A 16,223-nucleotide genomic window follows, 5' to 3' on the forward strand; every position below is an offset into this window, starting at 1 on the left:
AAGCAACTAAAGTTGCTTCCTTACTTATCTATTCATAATCTTCTTCATCATCGATTTCTTCGTAATAAGCATTCCCATTACTTACATAAATAGGGCCATTCGCAACATCAATACGTAATACCCATGCCCATGGCACAGCTAAACGCTTATGTATTGCTCGCCAAAAGCTCATTGATTTTCTTTCGTACTCCTGGAACTCCTGAAGTAACTCTTTATAGGAGGAACCGTCTAACTGAATATTTGCTTCTAGCAAACGAGAATGGGCATAGTACTGCAGCTCTAGTTCAGCAGCAATTTCCATTTCTTCTTCTGTTGCCATACCAATAATTGTTCCATCTGCTGGTGCAATTTCATATACGTTGTGAACTTCAATAAGCCCTTCTTTCTCTTTCTCAAACATGTAAACAGCCTCCTTTAACATATAATTTTTATGTTACAAAGTCATACTTCTACAATAACTTCTCTCTTTCCTCTTTTTTTGATAAACTTTTACAAAATATTTAACCGATGACCTGTTTTCTCTATTCTTTCAGCAGAAATGAAACGATTTTTATCAAAATTTAATTTATACACATCAGGCATATGAAGTGTTTTCCAAAACTCCAAATCATATTTCGAATTAAAATAATTCATTAGTAATACCATAATATTTCCATGCGTACCTATTACAATATTCTTACCTTCATATTTTTTTAATATATTTTGTATACATATTACAGCGCGCTTTTGTGCTACAGTATTCGATTCTCCGCCTTCGTATGCAAAACTCCAATCTTTCCACACATTCTGCATAGCATCATTAAAATTTGATACTGGCTCTGTGCTCAATAATCTTTCACGCAAATCTTCTTCAGTTTGTATTGATAATTTATATGTATTCGCAATTCCTTGTACAGTTTGGATTGCTCTTTTGTAAGGACTAGAAATAACAACATCAATATGTTTATCTTTTAATAAATGCGTTACATTTTCTGCATCACAGTGCCCTTTTTCAGATAAAGGTCGTTCCCGTTCTTCTTTTGTATATGTAGAATGGGCATGGCGAACGAAATATATTGTTGTCATTTTTTAACCTCCTTTCTTATTTTCCATCTATATTCAATAATAAGATTGGAAAATCCTGTATTACAAAAGAGCACTTTTCATAAGTGCCCCTTTGTTTACATAATAAAATTATTTCATTATAATTTATTTCTAAACTCTTCATCTGTTATAGCATCTTGAATAAAATAATCTATATTATTTCTCAGTTTTTGATATGAAACTTGATCTTCTATATCGTTAAACATAATGACAATTTCTACTTTATTCCCTTTCTTATCTGTAGTATACAAGCTTTTTGTCAATACGAATGCGGTAGAACCACCTTTTTGACCAGCATATTCGAACTTACTATTTTTAACTGTTCCTTTGAAAATGTTCTCGATCTCTTCTTGCATTGATTTTGGAAAATAATTTCTACTATTTATCTTTTCCATTATACTCATATAATCTTTAGCGTTTGCACCCACTAATCGATCTGACCAAATTCGCTGAAATTCCATATCTACCTTTAATGGGATATCCCGTTTCTTCCATGCTTCTTCATCTTTCATCCATTCATGAATTTGTAACACATGTTTATTATACTCATCCTTTGACATGTTACGTATCATTTCTAATGATTGATTTTCTGGCTCATGAAGCTCATTTTCTACATACCCTCTCATATATAGTGAAGCAGTATACGAAGAGAACTTGTCATGACTAGTAAGCTCTAACTCTTTTATACTTTCATTTACTCTTTCTAATCCAAGCTTATCTAATAAATATGTTGTATTTGCATTAGAACTATAATGAATCATCCCTTTAGCGACTTCTTCTAAAGAAATTTTTCCGTTTTTCACTAATTCTCTCACTTTGGCATCTTCTAACCAGTCAGGATGTGCTCCACCATCAGTGTTTTTAACATAATATTTTTCTAGCTCCTGCAATGAAATTTGTTCATCTTTACTTATTTTCCCTTCTGATACTTGTTTAGCAAATTCAACTGCTATTACGATTTTTGCTGTACTCGCTAAAGGCAATTTTACATTTTCATTTATAGATGTTAGTATTTCCCCATTTTTTCTAATCAGTAATGAACATGTTTTATCACTTTTATGTTCTTTTATGTACTTTAATACGTAATTCGGATCTTCTTTTGACAAGTAGTACTTCATAATAACAAAGAAAGCTATAACGGCTACTATAATGACTCCTGCAACAATTCCTATAATCTTTAATATGTTCACAATATACCTCCTCTAACAAATTTCCTTCTATATCATAATTATACCGAATGAAATTACAAAATTATACAAAACAGATTGACTCTTCCTACACACAAAGAATCATTATTTTATTTCACACTGTATTGTATGGAAAATCTCATGAATATGTCTAACTTTCACATAACAAAAAAACATGCCTTCATTAGGAAAGCACGTTTTGTGATATTCTTCACATTTTTTAGTTAAAAAATAAATGTTTACTTACCATGATGTAACATTAAATCACTAAGTTCTTCTTCAATGTGATTTAATTTCGCAACGCCTTCTTTCCATTTATGAATATAACGTGAAACCCCAACAAAAAACAAAACAATAATTGTGGAAAGAATAATACCATATACGATTGCTACAGTACTCATAGTTACACTTCCTTATAATTAGTAATGTGGTTATTAGTTATATTTTTATTATAAACCTTTTTCTTTTAAAATACTTCGATTTCAACTTTTTGTAACAAAATTGATTTTTCTAACATTTCGTTCGTGAAAATGGCATATTTTTCACAAATTATACAAAACTTCACCATATGTACTATTACCATATGAGTTATATTATTAAATAGAATAAAGGGGATGATATACTATGACGACTTGGTTTATTGTAATGTTAGTTGTATTTGGAGCATTTAAAATTATCGTTTCTAGCCTTCCTAACACTGTTATTGAATCCATTATTAGTCGCTTTGAAACACATCCACAACTGGAAGAAGAGAATGTGACTGTTACAATGAACGGAAATAACTTAGTAGGCGAAAAGAAATCAAAAATTATTCATGATTTTAACGAAGGTTTATTTTTAGATCGCTATTATGCACCGCCACACAATGAGGGTACTCCTTTAATTATCAATGCAAAACGTGGTAAAAAAGATTTCACATTTTATATTTATAGTCATGAAGAGCATGTTGATGTTGTAAAACAATATAAAAAGAAGGTAGTTGCTTATAGTTTACGCTCTAAAAACCTTCAAAATAGTGATATGTTCGTGTCAGCTGACTTAGCTTAATACTCATATATTAGAAAAAGGAATCCACGAAATATGGATTCCTTTTTTCTCATTTACTGAAAAATAAGCTCTGTCTTCAAACTATCTTTCGGTAACAACCAGCCTTTTTTCTCTAAACTCTCCATTAATAATTCCCTTTGCTTTGTCGCAATACTTTCTTCATTTGTTTTAAATGACACTTCTATTACGAAGTCATCTTCTAATTTTCCGGTATTACTTAATGGCCAAATTTCAATATTTGCTTTTATGTTTTCAAACTCTCCTGTATATCGTTGCATTAATACAGGACCGTAAATACGGGAATTCTTTAACATCTCTTCTCCCCAATTTGTATACAACCATTTGTTCATTTTCCCTGGTAATTTTTCTATTAACATTTTTTGAGCAGCTTGTTTATTTGGTAAATCAAGTATTCCATATCCTTTAGCACTGTAACTTTTCTTATTTGAAATGCTTAATGTTTTCTTCTCAAATCCCCAATCTATTTCCGCCTCATAACTATCCGTATTACTATCGAATCCTTCTTTTTTAGCTACTTCTAGTGCATCTTGAATTACACCATTTGGAATAGGATATCTTTTTTTATATGTTAGTTCAAAATCTTTACTAAATTCTTTCTTTCGAATTCTAGCGAACCAACCTTCCTCACTTAAACTTTTATTTGCAGTATCTAAAAATTGCACTTGTATTCTTTCATATTTTGTACCAGCTTGGAAATGTTCTAGCACCTCTTGCTTCATTTCTTTGTTATCACCTAATACTTGTTCTGGCTTCAATAATAACTTTACTTCAAAACTAGGTTTCATTGGACTAGCAGCAAACCCTTCCTTAACGTTATAAAGGAAACAACAAAAGAAAATGCTTACGAATACAAATACTTTTTTCATATACCTATCCCCTTTGCATTTTAAATGACTTCTATACGTTCCATTGCAAGTGAATATACATTTTCATATCCTGCTGTACTTAGCTTCTGTTGTAATCGATCCGTATCCTCTTTCAAAGCGTGCACTAGCACCGTATGTTCTGGTAATAATGTATTTAACATCTTTTTAACGTCTCTTATACTTTGGTGAACTTTATACGAAACTCGATTCACCCTACATGTATTCCTTACATGCTCTTTCATAACTTTTTCTGCAAAACTCCCTTTCGCAATATGCCCAGTAAAAATAACGGCATTCCGCTTTTCATTCCGAAGCTGTTCATAGTATAACTGTGCTCGTTTCGTTTGCATATTCGCATCACTCATTACAACTATTCCGTAACTATTTTGCATACTAATGTCATTATCCATCACTATTATGTTTCTTTTTAAACTCTCCATAATCCATTTAAGTTCTTCATTATTTTTTATCCAATCTTTATATACGAACATCTCTTCAAATCCAGCCAAAATTTCTTTATCTACTATAAGCGGAAATTCTTTATATCGTTCATATAAATACAATACTATATCTTGCGCCCTACCAAGTTGTGGAAGCGGTAATAATGCTATTCCTTTATTTTGCATAACTCGTTCAATTTCTGCACATAGATCGTCTAATCTTTCATTTTGCGAAACATCCTCTGTGTGATAAGCGGCATCTACAATTGCAACTTTTATATTGTGGCCCAATCTCTCAGGTAAATTAGCTCGTAGTATATTAGACTCTGCTGAATAGTCGCCTGAATAAAACACGTATGTATTACACATATCAACTAAAAACCAAACAGCTCCCAATACATGCCCACTATATCCCCATTGAAACCGCAATGTAGGAGTAATTTGTACCCATTCATTTGGATTGCTAATCTCATCAATACATACATAATTTAAATCTTTTATATTTTGGTCGCTATAAGGTAAATTCCACCCTTGCATCACATTATAGTTTCTCCATTTTTCATAATATAACGGCAGTTGCTCCTTCGTATAACGAGTCGTCCAAATTTTTTTCTTATAACCATACTTCGCTAATAAAGGTACACCCATCGTATGATCTTCATGAATATGTGATAAAAATACCGCATCTAAAAATGGAACAGCTTCTCTCTCTATTTTTGGATAACTATCCTCATAAGATCGATTAATACCACAATCAAATACTATTTTCGTCTCTTTATTTTTTACAAAATAGCAGGAGCGACCGTACTCTCCTGCTCCTCCCCATACTTCTACCCTCATCATGCTACCCCTTTTCGCTTTTGCTCCATATGTTGCAGCAGTAATAAGCACATTGTTGTAAGTCCAACAGAAACAACGGCCATCGCCATGCCTATAGATACTTCACCCTGTTCAAATTGAGCAAAAATAAACGTTGCTGACGTTTCTACTGATGGAGGTAATACGAGAAGCGATGCTACTAACTCTCTTATCGAAATTGTAAATGTCATCGCCCATCCAGCAAGAATGCCTGGGATAATAAGAGGCAATATTATTTTTCTAAAAATATAAATATAATTTCCAGAAAAAACACTTCCTGCCTGCATGAGAGAATCATCAATTTGTCCGAGTGATGATTTTACATATTGCACCGTGTAAGGTAAAAACAGAACAACATACGTTACGATAACCATGATTGGTGTATTGTAAATTGACATAGGCATATATGGTGAATTCCAAAATAGAATAAGACCTACAACCATAACGATTCCTGGTACCATATTCGGTAACATACCGCACATATCAAGCCATTTTTCAGAGTTTTTTTTCCCCTTTCGAATCATAAGTGCCAAAAAGACTCCAATCATTACCGCAATAATCGCTGTTACTAGTGAAAAAAGAAAACTATTCCATAAAGCCTCTAATCCCGGAGATCCCATTGTAAACAATGCCTCATAATGGCTTGTTGTAAAGTTATTTACATGTAAACCGTCGCCTCTTAATTTTGACAAAGATGCAATAAGTATAGAAAAGTATGGAATTCCAATTGATACGATTAATAAGCCAATTACATACATCCATGCTACAACACGTGTAAATCTAGACAAAGTATATCTTTTAGATTTCACACCTTTTCCACTAACCATTGCATATGAATACTTTCGATTCAATACATTTTGCATATACCAAATGAGCATACAAGCACTAAGTAATAAAGAAGATAATGCTGTTGCACTACTAAAATCAATAGGCCAACTCGAAATAAATTTATGGATTTCTGATGTTAACACGTGGAATCCTATTCTACGTCCGAATGTAGCCGGTGTTCCAAATTCAGCAATCGTCTTTACGAAAATGAGTAAAGCACCCATTACATAACTTGATACTAATAACGGCAATATTATTTTTCTTAAGCGATAGAAAAAACTTCCGCCATGAACTGCTGCAGCATCTTCTTTACTACTCCCAATCTGAAGTAACGTGTTTTTCAGCATGAAATAAAGGAATGGGAATAAATGCAGACTCATAATTAATACCATACCTCCTAAACTAAAAAACGATGATGAAACTGTCTTTAGCATCGGGAAAAATTGTTCAAAATAGCCGTTAGGTTGCATGAACAAAATCCAGCCCATCGATCCAATATACGGCGGTGTCATAAATGGAATCATAAAAACAATATCTAACTTACTATACTTTCCTACATCTGTTTTGCTCATAATAAATGCCAATGGAAATGCAAATATTGTAGCTCCTATTACAACGAGTACACCTAGAAGCATCGAATTCAGAAAAATTCCAGCTAATCCACCACTCTGCATCACTTCAAAAGGCTTTAAAAAATTCCAACTGCTATTTTCATATACACTAGAAAATAAAATAAGAAAAAGTGGAATGACGATTAACATCGCCACAAGTAATAACGCTACCGTCATTCCAAATTGTCTTACTGATACGAATCGATTTACCATGGAATCACCATCTTATTGAAATACTTTCTTAAATTGTTTTCCTATTTCATCTTGCTCTTTCTCAACTGTTTTCCAATCAATATTTAATACTGGAATCTCTTCTACATTTGGTCTATTTTCAGCTTTTATATCTGTTCTACCCGGCAATAAATACGCTTTAGAAACTTGTTTTTGTACATCATCGGATAACAAATAATCAATAAACTCTTTTGCACCTTCAACATTTTTACTATCCTTCATAATCCCCGCTGCACGTGGGCTAATAACTGTTCCGCTTTTTGGATATACGATATCAACAGGTTCACCCTTTGCTTTTGCGCTATACGTCATATAATCAACACCCGCAATGACCATATCTTTCGCACCTGTTACAACTGGGTCTAACGCTTCCTGGTTTGCTCCTGCTACTGTAACTTCATTTTTCTTAAGCTGCTCAAATAAATTCCATCCATCTTGTCCATTCTTTTTCACGTATCCTGTTACAAAGTCTAAAGCTGAACCTGAAAGTGCTGGATCTGGAAGATTCACTTTCCCTTTCCATTCTCCTTTCGTTATATCGCTCCAATCTTCAGGCGCCGTCTTCACATTTTTTGTATTGTACACAATCCCTAATGCTGAAGCACTATACCCGAAATAATGTCCTTTATCATCTGACCATTCAGAACGCAGCTTATCAGCTTGTTTCGCCTCTTTATAAGCTAACGTTTGACCTTCTTTCTTTAATCCTTCCATCGCTGGTAAGGAAGCGAGTACGACAACGTCAACGACTGGATTTTTCTTTTCAGCTTCCATTCTCGCTAAAATTTTACCAGTTGTCCCTTGAAACATTTCCACCTTTATACCAGTTTTCTTTTCAAAGTCTTTTTGAATTTTTTCTGCTAATCCTTTTGGCCCTGCACTATATACAACAATTTTCTTTTCATTCGTATTTTCACTTTTTGCATCTGCATTACCTGTCTTTGAACTACAACCTGTTACTACAGTAGAAAATAGTAAAGTACATACAAATAAAGACTTAAGCGAACTGAATTTCTTCATACGATTCTCCCCCTATATGATGAATACATTTTTTTGGCACATATAAAGATACTGGTTTCCCGATGCTTAGCTTACTATTGTGATAGGCTGTCCAGATGCCTAAAGTCCCCATATTTACTTTCACTTCATAACGTTCTCCTACATATATAACGTGCTGAATTTCACCTGTATACATTTCGCACACATCATTTTTTGTCCAACTCACATGCTCTGGACGAATCATTTTTTCACCCTCTACAAGCCAATTCGCCTTACCAACAAATTTGGCAACAAATTCATGAGACGGTTTCACATAAATATCTTCCGGTGTTCCTTTTTGTAATACTTCTCCTTGTTTCATGACAATAATTTGGTCTGACATTGACATTGCTTCTGTTTGATCGTGAGTGACATACAGTGCAGTTAAACCAATGGAATGAACGATATCCATAAGCTCTATTCTCATTTCTTCTCGCAAAATTGCATCGAGTGCACTTAGCGGTTCATCAAACAAAATAAAATGAGGTTTTGTTACAATTGCTCTAGCGAATGCGACACGTTGTTGCTGTCCACCAGAAAGTTCATGTGGATACCTTTTCTCCATACCTTGCAGGCGAACTCGCTTTATCGCATCCTCTACTTTTTCTCGTAAATGATTCGTTTGTTTTGTAGCCCTTAAACCAAATGCAACATTTTCAAAAACAGTCATGTGCGGCCATAAAGCAAAATCTTGAAATACCATACCGATATTCCGTTCATGAGGAGATGTCTTTATCTTTTTTGTAGCAGAATACATGCACTGCTCTCCAAAATATATTTCTCCCTTATCTGGGTCTTCAAGTCCTGCTATCATTCTAAGTAAAGTCGTTTTCCCACATCCTGAAGGTCCTAAAAGTGTAGTGAATTCCCCTTGTTTCATTACAATCTGCAATGGCTTTAACGCTTGTGTTTTTCCAAATGTTTTTTCTAATCCACTAATTATAATATCCATCGTTTCACCTCTCTCCCCTCATTCTTAACCTGCTTTCATTCTATATGGAAGATTTATACTGAATGTTAATGTACTGTAAAGATTAAATTAAAAAACTTCTAATAAACTATTTATTTCTATAGATTTTTTCTATAGTTAAAATAAAAAGGCGGCAATTCATAATGAATCTCTTAAAATTAGAAATTGTAGTACTTATTAAGAAATACAAAAAGCTTACAATCGTTGCAGAAAAACTTGGCGTTAAACAACCAACTATTACATTTCATATAAAAAGCTTAGAAGAAGAACTCGGTGTGTCTTTATTCGAATTACGTTCTGGAAGGTATTTCTTAACAGAGGCTGGTGAGGCTTTGCACCATTATGCTTGTAAAATAGATGCACTTATGAAAGAAGCTAGACGTGTCACGCAAGAGTTTAAAGATTTTCATAAAGGTGCTATAACAATCGGCGCTAGTTATGTACCAGCGACTTATCTTTTGCCAGCAGTCGTTCATCAATTTCAATGTGAATTTCCCAATATAAAAATAACACTACTAGTTAAAACAGCCCCTGAAATTCGAATGATGCTACAAAATCACGAAATCGATCTTGGGATAATTTCCGCTGCTCCATTTGATGAACCACTTTTAAAACAAACGAATATAATGCCCGATACACTTGTTCTTGCTTTTTCCAAAGAACATCATTTTTCAAAGAAAGACAATGTATCGTTACAAAATATCAAAAAGGAACGCATACTATTGCATCGTAATCCATCTACAACGAGAGACTTACTTACACAATGGACGTTAGCGCACAACATTACATTCCAATCAGAAATTGAATTAGACTCATTAGAAACGATGAAACAAATTTTAAAATATGGTAATGGAATTGCCTTGATTTCTAAACTGGCTATCGAACAAGAAATACAACGAAATGAGCTATGCTATATACCAATCCCTGAATTTGAATTTCAGCGTAATATTTATACGATTCATCATGAGGACAGATGGAATTCTAAAATCATTTCTTTTTTACTACAGAGCATCACTTCATTTGCAACAAAAAATTAAAAGGCTGTCGTTATGCACGACAGCCTTTTAAACTATAAATCTATTTATTTTTCTTTGCCTCAATTTTTGCTTGCGCCTCTTCAGCCTTATCTAATGCTTCTGATACTTTCTTCTCTTTTTCTTTCACTTCATCTATACTATCGACAGCTTTAATAATTTTATCGATTCCTTCTTCTTCTACCTTTCTACGCTTTGCCACTCTTTCATTTACTTTCTCTTCCACATCTTTTGCTTTTTGAAGCATATTCTCTGCATTTGATGTTACAGCTTTTTCAAGTGCATCGTCTTTTTTCATTTGTAACACTTCATTTGCAATGTCTTTCGCTTCTAAATACTTACCGTCTTTTAATGCTGTTGCTCCGTGATCCATTTTCTCGGCCATTTCTTTATATGATTTCGCTTCATTCCCGGACTTCTCTTTTTCTGCTTTTTCAAACCACATTGCTGCATCACTATATTTTTCATCTTTCAATGATTGCATACCTGTTTCAATATATGTGTCATAATTGCTACATCCAGCCATCACGACTAACAGAAAAAGCATAACAAAACTTAATTTTTTCATGCTGTTGTCTCCTTTTCTTTGCAAGCTCACTTTACTTTAACATACATGAAAAAGAGTTTCAAAAACTAAAATACTAATTTAGTCATTTTTATAATGATAAGTCAAATTTTTATTATTTTCTTATTTTTAAGCGGACACATCTACTTGTTTTTTCGCCATATGTTGCTTTACTCCAACTAATACAACTAACAATAAACCTCCGCCTATTGTCATCATAACAATGCTAGTTGGCAACATATCTAATAGTAGTCCATATACAATCATACCAAGTGGTGCGATTGCAGTCGCAATTGTTTCAAGTAGGCCAAACACACGCCCTAGGTAGCTCGGATCTGTCGTTTTTTGCATATGTACTTGCATTGGAATGTTTACAATCATAATTGCTATACCAGTTAACATCATAAAAGCAATATAGTAAATAAAACTTGCTACTTTTGGAATGATAACTAACAACGGAAAGACTGTACATAAACTTAAACCTGCAAACAAAAACAGTCCAGTATAAATAGAACGAAACGGATTATTCACTTCTTTACGTACTGATAACGCAATTGCACCAATTAACATCCCAACTGCTAACATTCCCTCTACAGTACCGAGTTGCTTTGAAGATAAATGCAATGTATGGACGATAATGTATGGAAGTGCAACTGTTAGACCACACGCAAAAAAGTTTACCCACAATGCTATTTTCATTAAACCATATATTTCACGTTGTCTTTTTACATATAAAAAACCTTCTTTTATACTCGTCAAGAAATGCTCTGTACTCTCAGCCACTTCTTTTTTATATAAATCAAATGCGATAAATAATTGCAAAATAACCGCTAAAAAGAACGTAATACTATTTAACAAAAAGAACGACTGAATTGAAAAGAAACCATATACAACTCCGCCAATAATCGGCCCTAAAATATTTGATAAAGAAGCCGCCGTTTGATTTAAAGCACTCGCTTTTTGAATACGTCCTTCATCTACTAAACTCGGAATAGACGAAGTTAATGCAACGGAATAAAAACTTGCACAAATTGATAATAATGCTGCTGAAATATAAATAAAAAGAAGTGATGGTCCAAATATAGTAGCAAGAATAAACATACTAAGCATCGTTAAACTACTTAATAAATCAGTACCAATGACAAGCCATTTTCGATTCACACGGTCTGCTACAGCACCAGCAATTGGGCCACAGATCATCCTTGGAATTGATCCGCAAACGAGCGTAATTGCAAACCCCATCCCTGAACCAGTAGTCTTTAATACATATAACCCCATTGCGAACGTATAAATACCTGCGCCTAATAAAGACGTCATTTTTCCAATCATCATTAAAATGATATTTCTAGTTGCAATCTTCATTCTTGAATCATGTTGTCCTATACTTATCTCTCCCATTTTTGACTCTCTCCCCTTAAAAGTTAAATTGTGTTAAACTTATTATATAATCAACTTTCCAATTTTCACAACAAAAAGTTAAATACAATTAAACTTATTAAATATAAAGGAGCAATAATATGGCGACTCTCGGTGAAAAAATTAAAGCATTACGAAAAGAAAAAAAGCTTACGCAAACAGCACTGGCAGGTTCGGAACTGACAAAAAGTATGCTTAGTCAAATTGAAAATGGAAAAGCTACACCTTCTATGAAAACATTACAATATATTGCTGAAAAACTTGAATGTGAAATGAGCTTTTTATTAGAAGAAGATGAAGGAGAAATTGTAGAACTCATTCAAAAAATGGAGCTATTAATAAAAGCAAATAAATGCGATGAAGTATACAAGACTTTACTACCTATCGTTCAAACAGAGCTACCTTCTACTTTAAATACAGCTCGCTTATATAAACAGTTCCTAACAGGAGCAGTTATTATGAACGATTATCATATTGAATATTACGTTGAAACTGCTGTTTCTATATTTGAAAAATATACTTTATATCGAGAAAGCACTGAAACGAAACTACTGTTTTACTATATGCTCTTCAAACGTAAAAAATATAAAGAATGTTTACAGATGATTGCTACAATTCGTGATGAATATAAAGCAAAGAATTTAGAAATGGATCTGATTACACATATACAACTATACTTAAAAGAAGCCATTATTTTACTCGCATACGGCAATTATGAAAAATGTGAAAAAGTCATTTTAGATGCACTTGCATTTTCAAAAAAGCATCAAGTGTATTATAAAACAGATGAATTTTACCGGATTTTATCTTACCAAAAAGTCATTACAGCTGATAAAGAACGATATTTATATTACATAAAAAAATCTGAGCAATTTGCCATTTTTACAGAAGATATTCTATCCATCGCAATTATTGATATTTTAAAAGCATACTATTACAACACAATTACTAATGAATATACAATCGCATTAAAACATCTAGAACAATTTCGAGAAAAACTAAAAGATGAACCAATCTTTCAAGACGATGGATTGTATTATCTTGAAAAAGGAAAATCTCTGTATGGTTTAAAACGTTACGAGGAAGCTTTGGAAACATTAAAACGTGCTAATATTCCAGATTATATGAGTCATCCACTTGATCAGTCATGGTTATTAACAGCTGGATCATATCGTGCCCTGTGTCATATAGAACTTCAAGATAAACCAGCTGCTCTGAAAGAAGCAAAAGAAGCAGTTCAAACGATAGATGGTTATCCTGATTCCATCTTCACTTCATTTATTAAAGAAACATTACAAATAATACAAAAACTTTAAGAATGTCTCTAAATGGTATATTATTCCTCTTTTTTAGCAAAGATAATAATGATGGGAGGAATATAAATGAATATACAACGTGCAATAGAGCTTTCTATGTCAGCAGAACAAGCCAATGTCAATTTTCAAGGCATGCCTGTTATGATTCAACACGTCGATGAAAGCAATGAAACCGCCCGCATATATGAAGTAAAAAACCCAGGACGCGAATTAACTGTTCCAGTTAATAGCTTAGAGGAAATATAAGAAATGCCACTTCTCTTTTGAAGTGGCATTTTTCTTATGAATCAAAAATACAACTATTATTTCTTCTAATTTTTTAAGATTATAATAAGAAAATGTAAAATTTATACTATAAACCTATATTTTGTGATAATGTATGATTTGGAAATAAATAAATCTTTATAGATGAATAATATAAAGTTTTTTTCATTTCCTACTCTATACATAAAGGAGGAATTGTATGAGCCTTTCTATATACGAAGGTTTAGGCATTATTTTTTTCGTAATCATTATGACTTACGCCCTTGCACACAAATATTTATGCTCAAAAAAATTACTTATTATTCTATTTCTCATTTGTAATGCTATTTATCTTATTTGGCGAACTTTTTATTCGTTACCAACTATTAATCTCATAAGTATTATCGCTGGTATTATATTGTTAATTACAGAATGGGCTGGTTACTTACAATCTATCGTTTTCAGCATTGTTTCATGGAAGCCATATAAACGGAAAGAAGTACCATTATCCACTTTCGAAAAACTACCTACTGTCGACATATTTATTGCAACTTACAATGAACCGATCGATTTGTTAAAACGTACTGTAGCTGCTTGTACGTTGATTACTTATCCGAAAGAGTTACTAAACATTTATATTTGTGACGATGGGCGCCGTGAAAGTGTAAAGCAACTTGCGGCAGAGTTTTCTGTTCAGCACATAACTCGCACAGAAAATAAGCATGCAAAAGCTGGAAATTTAAATCATGCGATGCTTCATTCAAAAGGTGATATTATCGTAACAATGGATGCTGATATGATACCACGAGCTAACTTTTTAGAGCGAACGATTGGTTATTTTTCTAAAAATAATGTTGTATTCGTACAAGCACCACAAGTTTTTTATAATGCTGATCCTTTCCAATATAATTTGTTTTTTGAAGATAACATCGCCAATGAACAAGATTTCTTTATGCGCCAGTTAGAAGAAGGAAAAGATCGCTTTAATGCTACGATGTATGTTGGTAGTAACGCCCTATTTCGCCGCACCGCTCTTGAAGAAATTGGAGGATTTGCGACTGGAGTTATTACTGAAGATATGGCAACTGGTATGCTACTACAAGCTAACAAATGGGAAACTATATTTGTCAATGAAACACTTGCTGTTGGATTATCCCCAGAAACATTTAGTGATTTATTAAAACAGCGTGACCGCTGGTGTAGAGGGAATATTCAAGTCGTAAAAAAATGGAATCCTTTCACTATAAAAGGATTATCTTTTATGCAGCGTCTTTTATATGCAGATGGAATCCATTATTGGTTTTTCGGTGTTTATAAAATGATATTTTTACTAGCACCGCTATTATTTTTAATATTTGATATTTATAGTTTAGAAATTAATTTCATGCACTTATTCATGTTCTGGGCACCTGCTTTTTTAACATCACAGCTTATTTTCAAAGCTGTTTCTAATAAAAAACGAACAACTACGTGGAGTCATGTGTACGAAGTTGCTATGGCTCCTTATATGGGATTTGCTATTTTATCAGAAACTTTCTTACGTAAAAAATTTCAATTTCATGTGACAAGAAAAGGAGTTCAAAATAATACAAGGCATTTTTTATGGATTGCAAGCGTCCCTCATCTCATATTACTCATTTTAACAATTATTGCACTGATTCGTGCAACACTTATGTTCTTATATCCTGAGCAATATCATATTGAAAGAGAAAGTTTATATATTAATATTTTCTGGGTACTATACAACGGGATAGCTATTGTCACTTCACTATTTGTAGCATTTGAAAGACCGCGTTTTCGAAATTCAGAACGTTTCGTAGTAAATTTACCAGGTACTTTATATGCCGAAGATATGATCATTTCTTGCAATATCCTTGATATTAGTGAAACGGGGGCACGTTTTGAATTAGATTCCTCCATTCCATTTGAAACTTTATCAAGTCTATCTTCCTATACGTTATCTTTTGGCGAGGTAAAAAAGATTCATAGTACAAAAAAATGGATTCAAAGACAAGAAAATTCTGTACAAGTTGGTGTATCATTTGATGATGTATCCCATGAGCAATATTGTAAACTCATTCTTCATTTATTTAGTAAACCGGTTAATGACCGGGTGGAAAAGGTGTACGATAAAGCATTTCTTACACTAGCAATTGCATCTTTCATAAAAAACACAAAAAAAGCACCAAGACAATTTCGCAGACAACATATACGTGAGCAACTGATGTCTCCTGGAACATTGCATATGAATGGGATGCCGATTGAAGCGACTATTATCGACTATAGTACAGGTGGATGCCAAGTACAAACGAACATCCCACTTGTTATTGACCAAATTATACAAGTAACAATGGAGGAACGTAATATTCAAAAGAGAAATGCACAAGTGTGTTGGATTCAAAAAAAAGGTCGTAAAATATATGCTGGATTAAAATTCACAGCGTAAAAAAAGAAAAGAAGCGTAGTGCT

The 16,223-nt window shown here is 33.1% G+C and carries 17 protein-coding genes; 5 read left to right on the top strand and 12 right to left on the bottom strand.

What is annotated here, in order from left to right; all coding sequences use genetic code 11:
* Positions 1-28: 28 nt before the first annotated feature.
* The 5 genes from F3I02_RS05675 to F3I02_RS05695 form a co-directional block, all read right to left on the bottom strand.
* Positions 29-400: a hypothetical protein gene (locus F3I02_RS05675; RefSeq protein WP_000461766.1), complete on the bottom strand. Its 372-nt coding sequence runs from the start codon at positions 398-400 to the stop codon at positions 29-31.
* Between the two features lie 89 nt (positions 401-489).
* Positions 490-1,065: a histidine phosphatase family protein gene (locus F3I02_RS05680; protein ID WP_000208266.1), complete on the bottom strand. Its 576-nt coding sequence runs from the start codon at positions 1,063-1,065 to the stop codon at positions 490-492.
* A 116-nt stretch (positions 1,066-1,181) separates the two neighbouring features.
* Entirely contained in the window at positions 1,182-2,273 is a 1,092-nt protein-coding gene (locus F3I02_RS05685; RefSeq protein WP_001023328.1) for a serine hydrolase, read from the bottom strand.
* A gap of 236 nt (positions 2,274-2,509) precedes the next feature.
* On the bottom strand, positions 2,510-2,671 hold the full coding sequence (locus F3I02_RS05690) for a hypothetical protein (protein WP_000108701.1): 162 nt from the start codon (positions 2,669-2,671) through the stop codon (positions 2,510-2,512).
* Positions 2,672-2,736: 65 nt separating this feature from the next.
* A complete protein-coding gene (locus tag F3I02_RS05695) occupies positions 2,737-2,853 on the bottom strand; it encodes a hypothetical protein (protein ID WP_001987133.1) in 117 nt (38 codons plus the stop codon).
* A gap of 41 nt (positions 2,854-2,894) precedes the next feature.
* Between F3I02_RS05695 and F3I02_RS05700 the strand changes: the two genes are divergently transcribed.
* Positions 2,895-3,317, top strand: a complete 423-nt coding sequence (locus F3I02_RS05700; RefSeq protein WP_196477737.1) for a YfmQ family protein — start codon at positions 2,895-2,897, stop codon at positions 3,315-3,317.
* Between the two features lie 53 nt (positions 3,318-3,370).
* Here F3I02_RS05700 and F3I02_RS05705 read toward each other — a convergent pair whose 3' ends face one another.
* Genes F3I02_RS05705 through F3I02_RS05725 form a run of 5 tightly spaced genes read right to left on the bottom strand, consistent with a single transcriptional unit; the run spans position 3,371 to position 9,162 of the window.
* Positions 3,371-4,204 carry a hypothetical protein gene (locus F3I02_RS05705; RefSeq protein ID WP_163050951.1) on the bottom strand — a complete coding sequence of 278 codons (834 nt, stop codon included), beginning with the start codon at positions 4,202-4,204 and terminating at the stop codon, positions 3,371-3,373.
* Between the two features lie 20 nt (positions 4,205-4,224).
* The gene (locus tag F3I02_RS05710; protein WP_002181700.1) at positions 4,225-5,487 is read right to left on the bottom strand and encodes an MBL fold metallo-hydrolase; all 1,263 of its coding nucleotides are present in this window, start codon (positions 5,485-5,487) and stop codon (positions 4,225-4,227) included.
* The gene (locus F3I02_RS05715) at positions 5,484-7,154 is read right to left on the bottom strand and encodes an ABC transporter permease (RefSeq protein ID WP_196477738.1); all 1,671 of its coding nucleotides are present in this window, start codon (positions 7,152-7,154) and stop codon (positions 5,484-5,486) included. Before F3I02_RS05715 ends, F3I02_RS05710 begins: the two co-directional genes overlap by 4 nt.
* A gap of 12 nt (positions 7,155-7,166) precedes the next feature.
* On the bottom strand, positions 7,167-8,192 hold the full coding sequence (locus F3I02_RS05720; RefSeq protein ID WP_000714713.1) for an ABC transporter substrate-binding protein: 1,026 nt from the start codon (positions 8,190-8,192) through the stop codon (positions 7,167-7,169).
* Complete coding sequence (locus F3I02_RS05725; RefSeq protein ID WP_000351365.1) at positions 8,170-9,162, bottom strand: ABC transporter ATP-binding protein; 993 nt, start codon at positions 9,160-9,162, stop codon at positions 8,170-8,172. Before F3I02_RS05725 ends, F3I02_RS05720 begins: the two co-directional genes overlap by 23 nt.
* Positions 9,163-9,323: 161 nt before the next feature.
* Here F3I02_RS05725 and F3I02_RS05730 point away from each other — a divergent pair, with 161 nt between their 5' ends.
* Positions 9,324-10,217 carry a LysR family transcriptional regulator gene (locus F3I02_RS05730; RefSeq protein WP_001050595.1) on the top strand — a complete coding sequence of 298 codons (894 nt, stop codon included), beginning with the start codon at positions 9,324-9,326 and terminating at the stop codon, positions 10,215-10,217.
* 40 nt (positions 10,218-10,257) lie between these two features.
* On the opposite strand, the gene F3I02_RS05735 is transcribed toward F3I02_RS05730, so the two are convergent.
* Together F3I02_RS05735 and F3I02_RS05740 are read right to left on the bottom strand one after the other, a co-directional pair.
* Entirely contained in the window at positions 10,258-10,782 is a 525-nt protein-coding gene (locus F3I02_RS05735) for a COG3014 family protein (RefSeq protein ID WP_000736424.1), read from the bottom strand.
* A 126-nt stretch (positions 10,783-10,908) separates the two neighbouring features.
* The gene (locus tag F3I02_RS05740) at positions 10,909-12,177 is read right to left on the bottom strand and encodes an MFS transporter (RefSeq protein WP_196477739.1); all 1,269 of its coding nucleotides are present in this window, start codon (positions 12,175-12,177) and stop codon (positions 10,909-10,911) included.
* A 119-nt stretch (positions 12,178-12,296) separates the two neighbouring features.
* Between F3I02_RS05740 and F3I02_RS05745 the strand changes: the two genes are divergently transcribed.
* From F3I02_RS05745 to F3I02_RS05755, 3 genes are all read left to right on the top strand, one after another.
* The gene (locus F3I02_RS05745) at positions 12,297-13,511 is read left to right on the top strand and encodes a helix-turn-helix domain-containing protein (RefSeq protein WP_196477740.1); all 1,215 of its coding nucleotides are present in this window, start codon (positions 12,297-12,299) and stop codon (positions 13,509-13,511) included.
* Between the two features lie 66 nt (positions 13,512-13,577).
* Complete coding sequence (locus F3I02_RS05750; protein ID WP_001025731.1) at positions 13,578-13,757, top strand: H-type small acid-soluble spore protein; 180 nt, start codon at positions 13,578-13,580, stop codon at positions 13,755-13,757.
* A gap of 217 nt (positions 13,758-13,974) precedes the next feature.
* Positions 13,975-16,200: a glycosyltransferase gene (locus F3I02_RS05755; RefSeq protein ID WP_196477741.1), complete on the top strand. Its 2,226-nt coding sequence runs from the start codon at positions 13,975-13,977 to the stop codon at positions 16,198-16,200.
* The last annotated feature ends 23 nt before the right edge of the window (positions 16,201-16,223 follow it).

It is taken from the genome of Bacillus sp. SRB3LM (assembly GCF_015712745.1).
Taxonomy (GTDB): Bacteria; Bacillota; Bacilli; order Bacillales; family Bacillaceae_G; genus Bacillus_A; species Bacillus_A thuringiensis_K.

Bases quoted from the DNA above. Each gene is read 5' to 3' on its own strand.
- F3I02_RS05675 (WP_000461766.1), bottom strand. From the start codon at position 400: ATGTTTGAGAAAGAGAAAGAAGGGCTTATTGAAGTTCACAACGTATAT.
- F3I02_RS05680 (WP_000208266.1), bottom strand. From the start codon at position 1,065: ATGACAACAATATATTTCGTTCGCCATGCCCATTCTACATATACAAAA.
- F3I02_RS05690 (WP_000108701.1), bottom strand. From the start codon at position 2,671: ATGAGTACTGTAGCAATCGTATATGGTATTATTCTTTCCACAATTATT.
- F3I02_RS05695 (WP_001987133.1), bottom strand. From the start codon at position 2,853: ATGGTAATAGTACATATGGTGAAGTTTTGTATAATTTGTGAAAAATAT.
- F3I02_RS05700 (WP_196477737.1), top strand. From the start codon at position 2,895: ATGACGACTTGGTTTATTGTAATGTTAGTTGTATTTGGAGCATTTAAA.
- F3I02_RS05705 (WP_163050951.1), bottom strand. From the start codon at position 4,204: ATGAAAAAAGTATTTGTATTCGTAAGCATTTTCTTTTGTTGTTTCCTT.
- F3I02_RS05710 (WP_002181700.1), bottom strand. From the start codon at position 5,487: ATGATGAGGGTAGAAGTATGGGGAGGAGCAGGAGAGTACGGTCGCTCC.
- F3I02_RS05715 (WP_196477738.1), bottom strand. From the start codon at position 7,154: ATGGTAAATCGATTCGTATCAGTAAGACAATTTGGAATGACGGTAGCG.
- F3I02_RS05720 (WP_000714713.1), bottom strand. From the start codon at position 8,192: ATGAAGAAATTCAGTTCGCTTAAGTCTTTATTTGTATGTACTTTACTA.
- F3I02_RS05725 (WP_000351365.1), bottom strand. From the start codon at position 9,162: ATGGATATTATAATTAGTGGATTAGAAAAAACATTTGGAAAAACACAA.
- F3I02_RS05730 (WP_001050595.1), top strand. From the start codon at position 9,324: ATGAATCTCTTAAAATTAGAAATTGTAGTACTTATTAAGAAATACAAA.
- F3I02_RS05735 (WP_000736424.1), bottom strand. From the start codon at position 10,782: ATGAAAAAATTAAGTTTTGTTATGCTTTTTCTGTTAGTCGTGATGGCT.
- F3I02_RS05740 (WP_196477739.1), bottom strand. From the start codon at position 12,177: ATGGGAGAGATAAGTATAGGACAACATGATTCAAGAATGAAGATTGCA.
- F3I02_RS05745 (WP_196477740.1), top strand. From the start codon at position 12,297: ATGGCGACTCTCGGTGAAAAAATTAAAGCATTACGAAAAGAAAAAAAG.
- F3I02_RS05750 (WP_001025731.1), top strand. From the start codon at position 13,578: ATGAATATACAACGTGCAATAGAGCTTTCTATGTCAGCAGAACAAGCC.
- F3I02_RS05755 (WP_196477741.1), top strand. From the start codon at position 13,975: ATGAGCCTTTCTATATACGAAGGTTTAGGCATTATTTTTTTCGTAATC.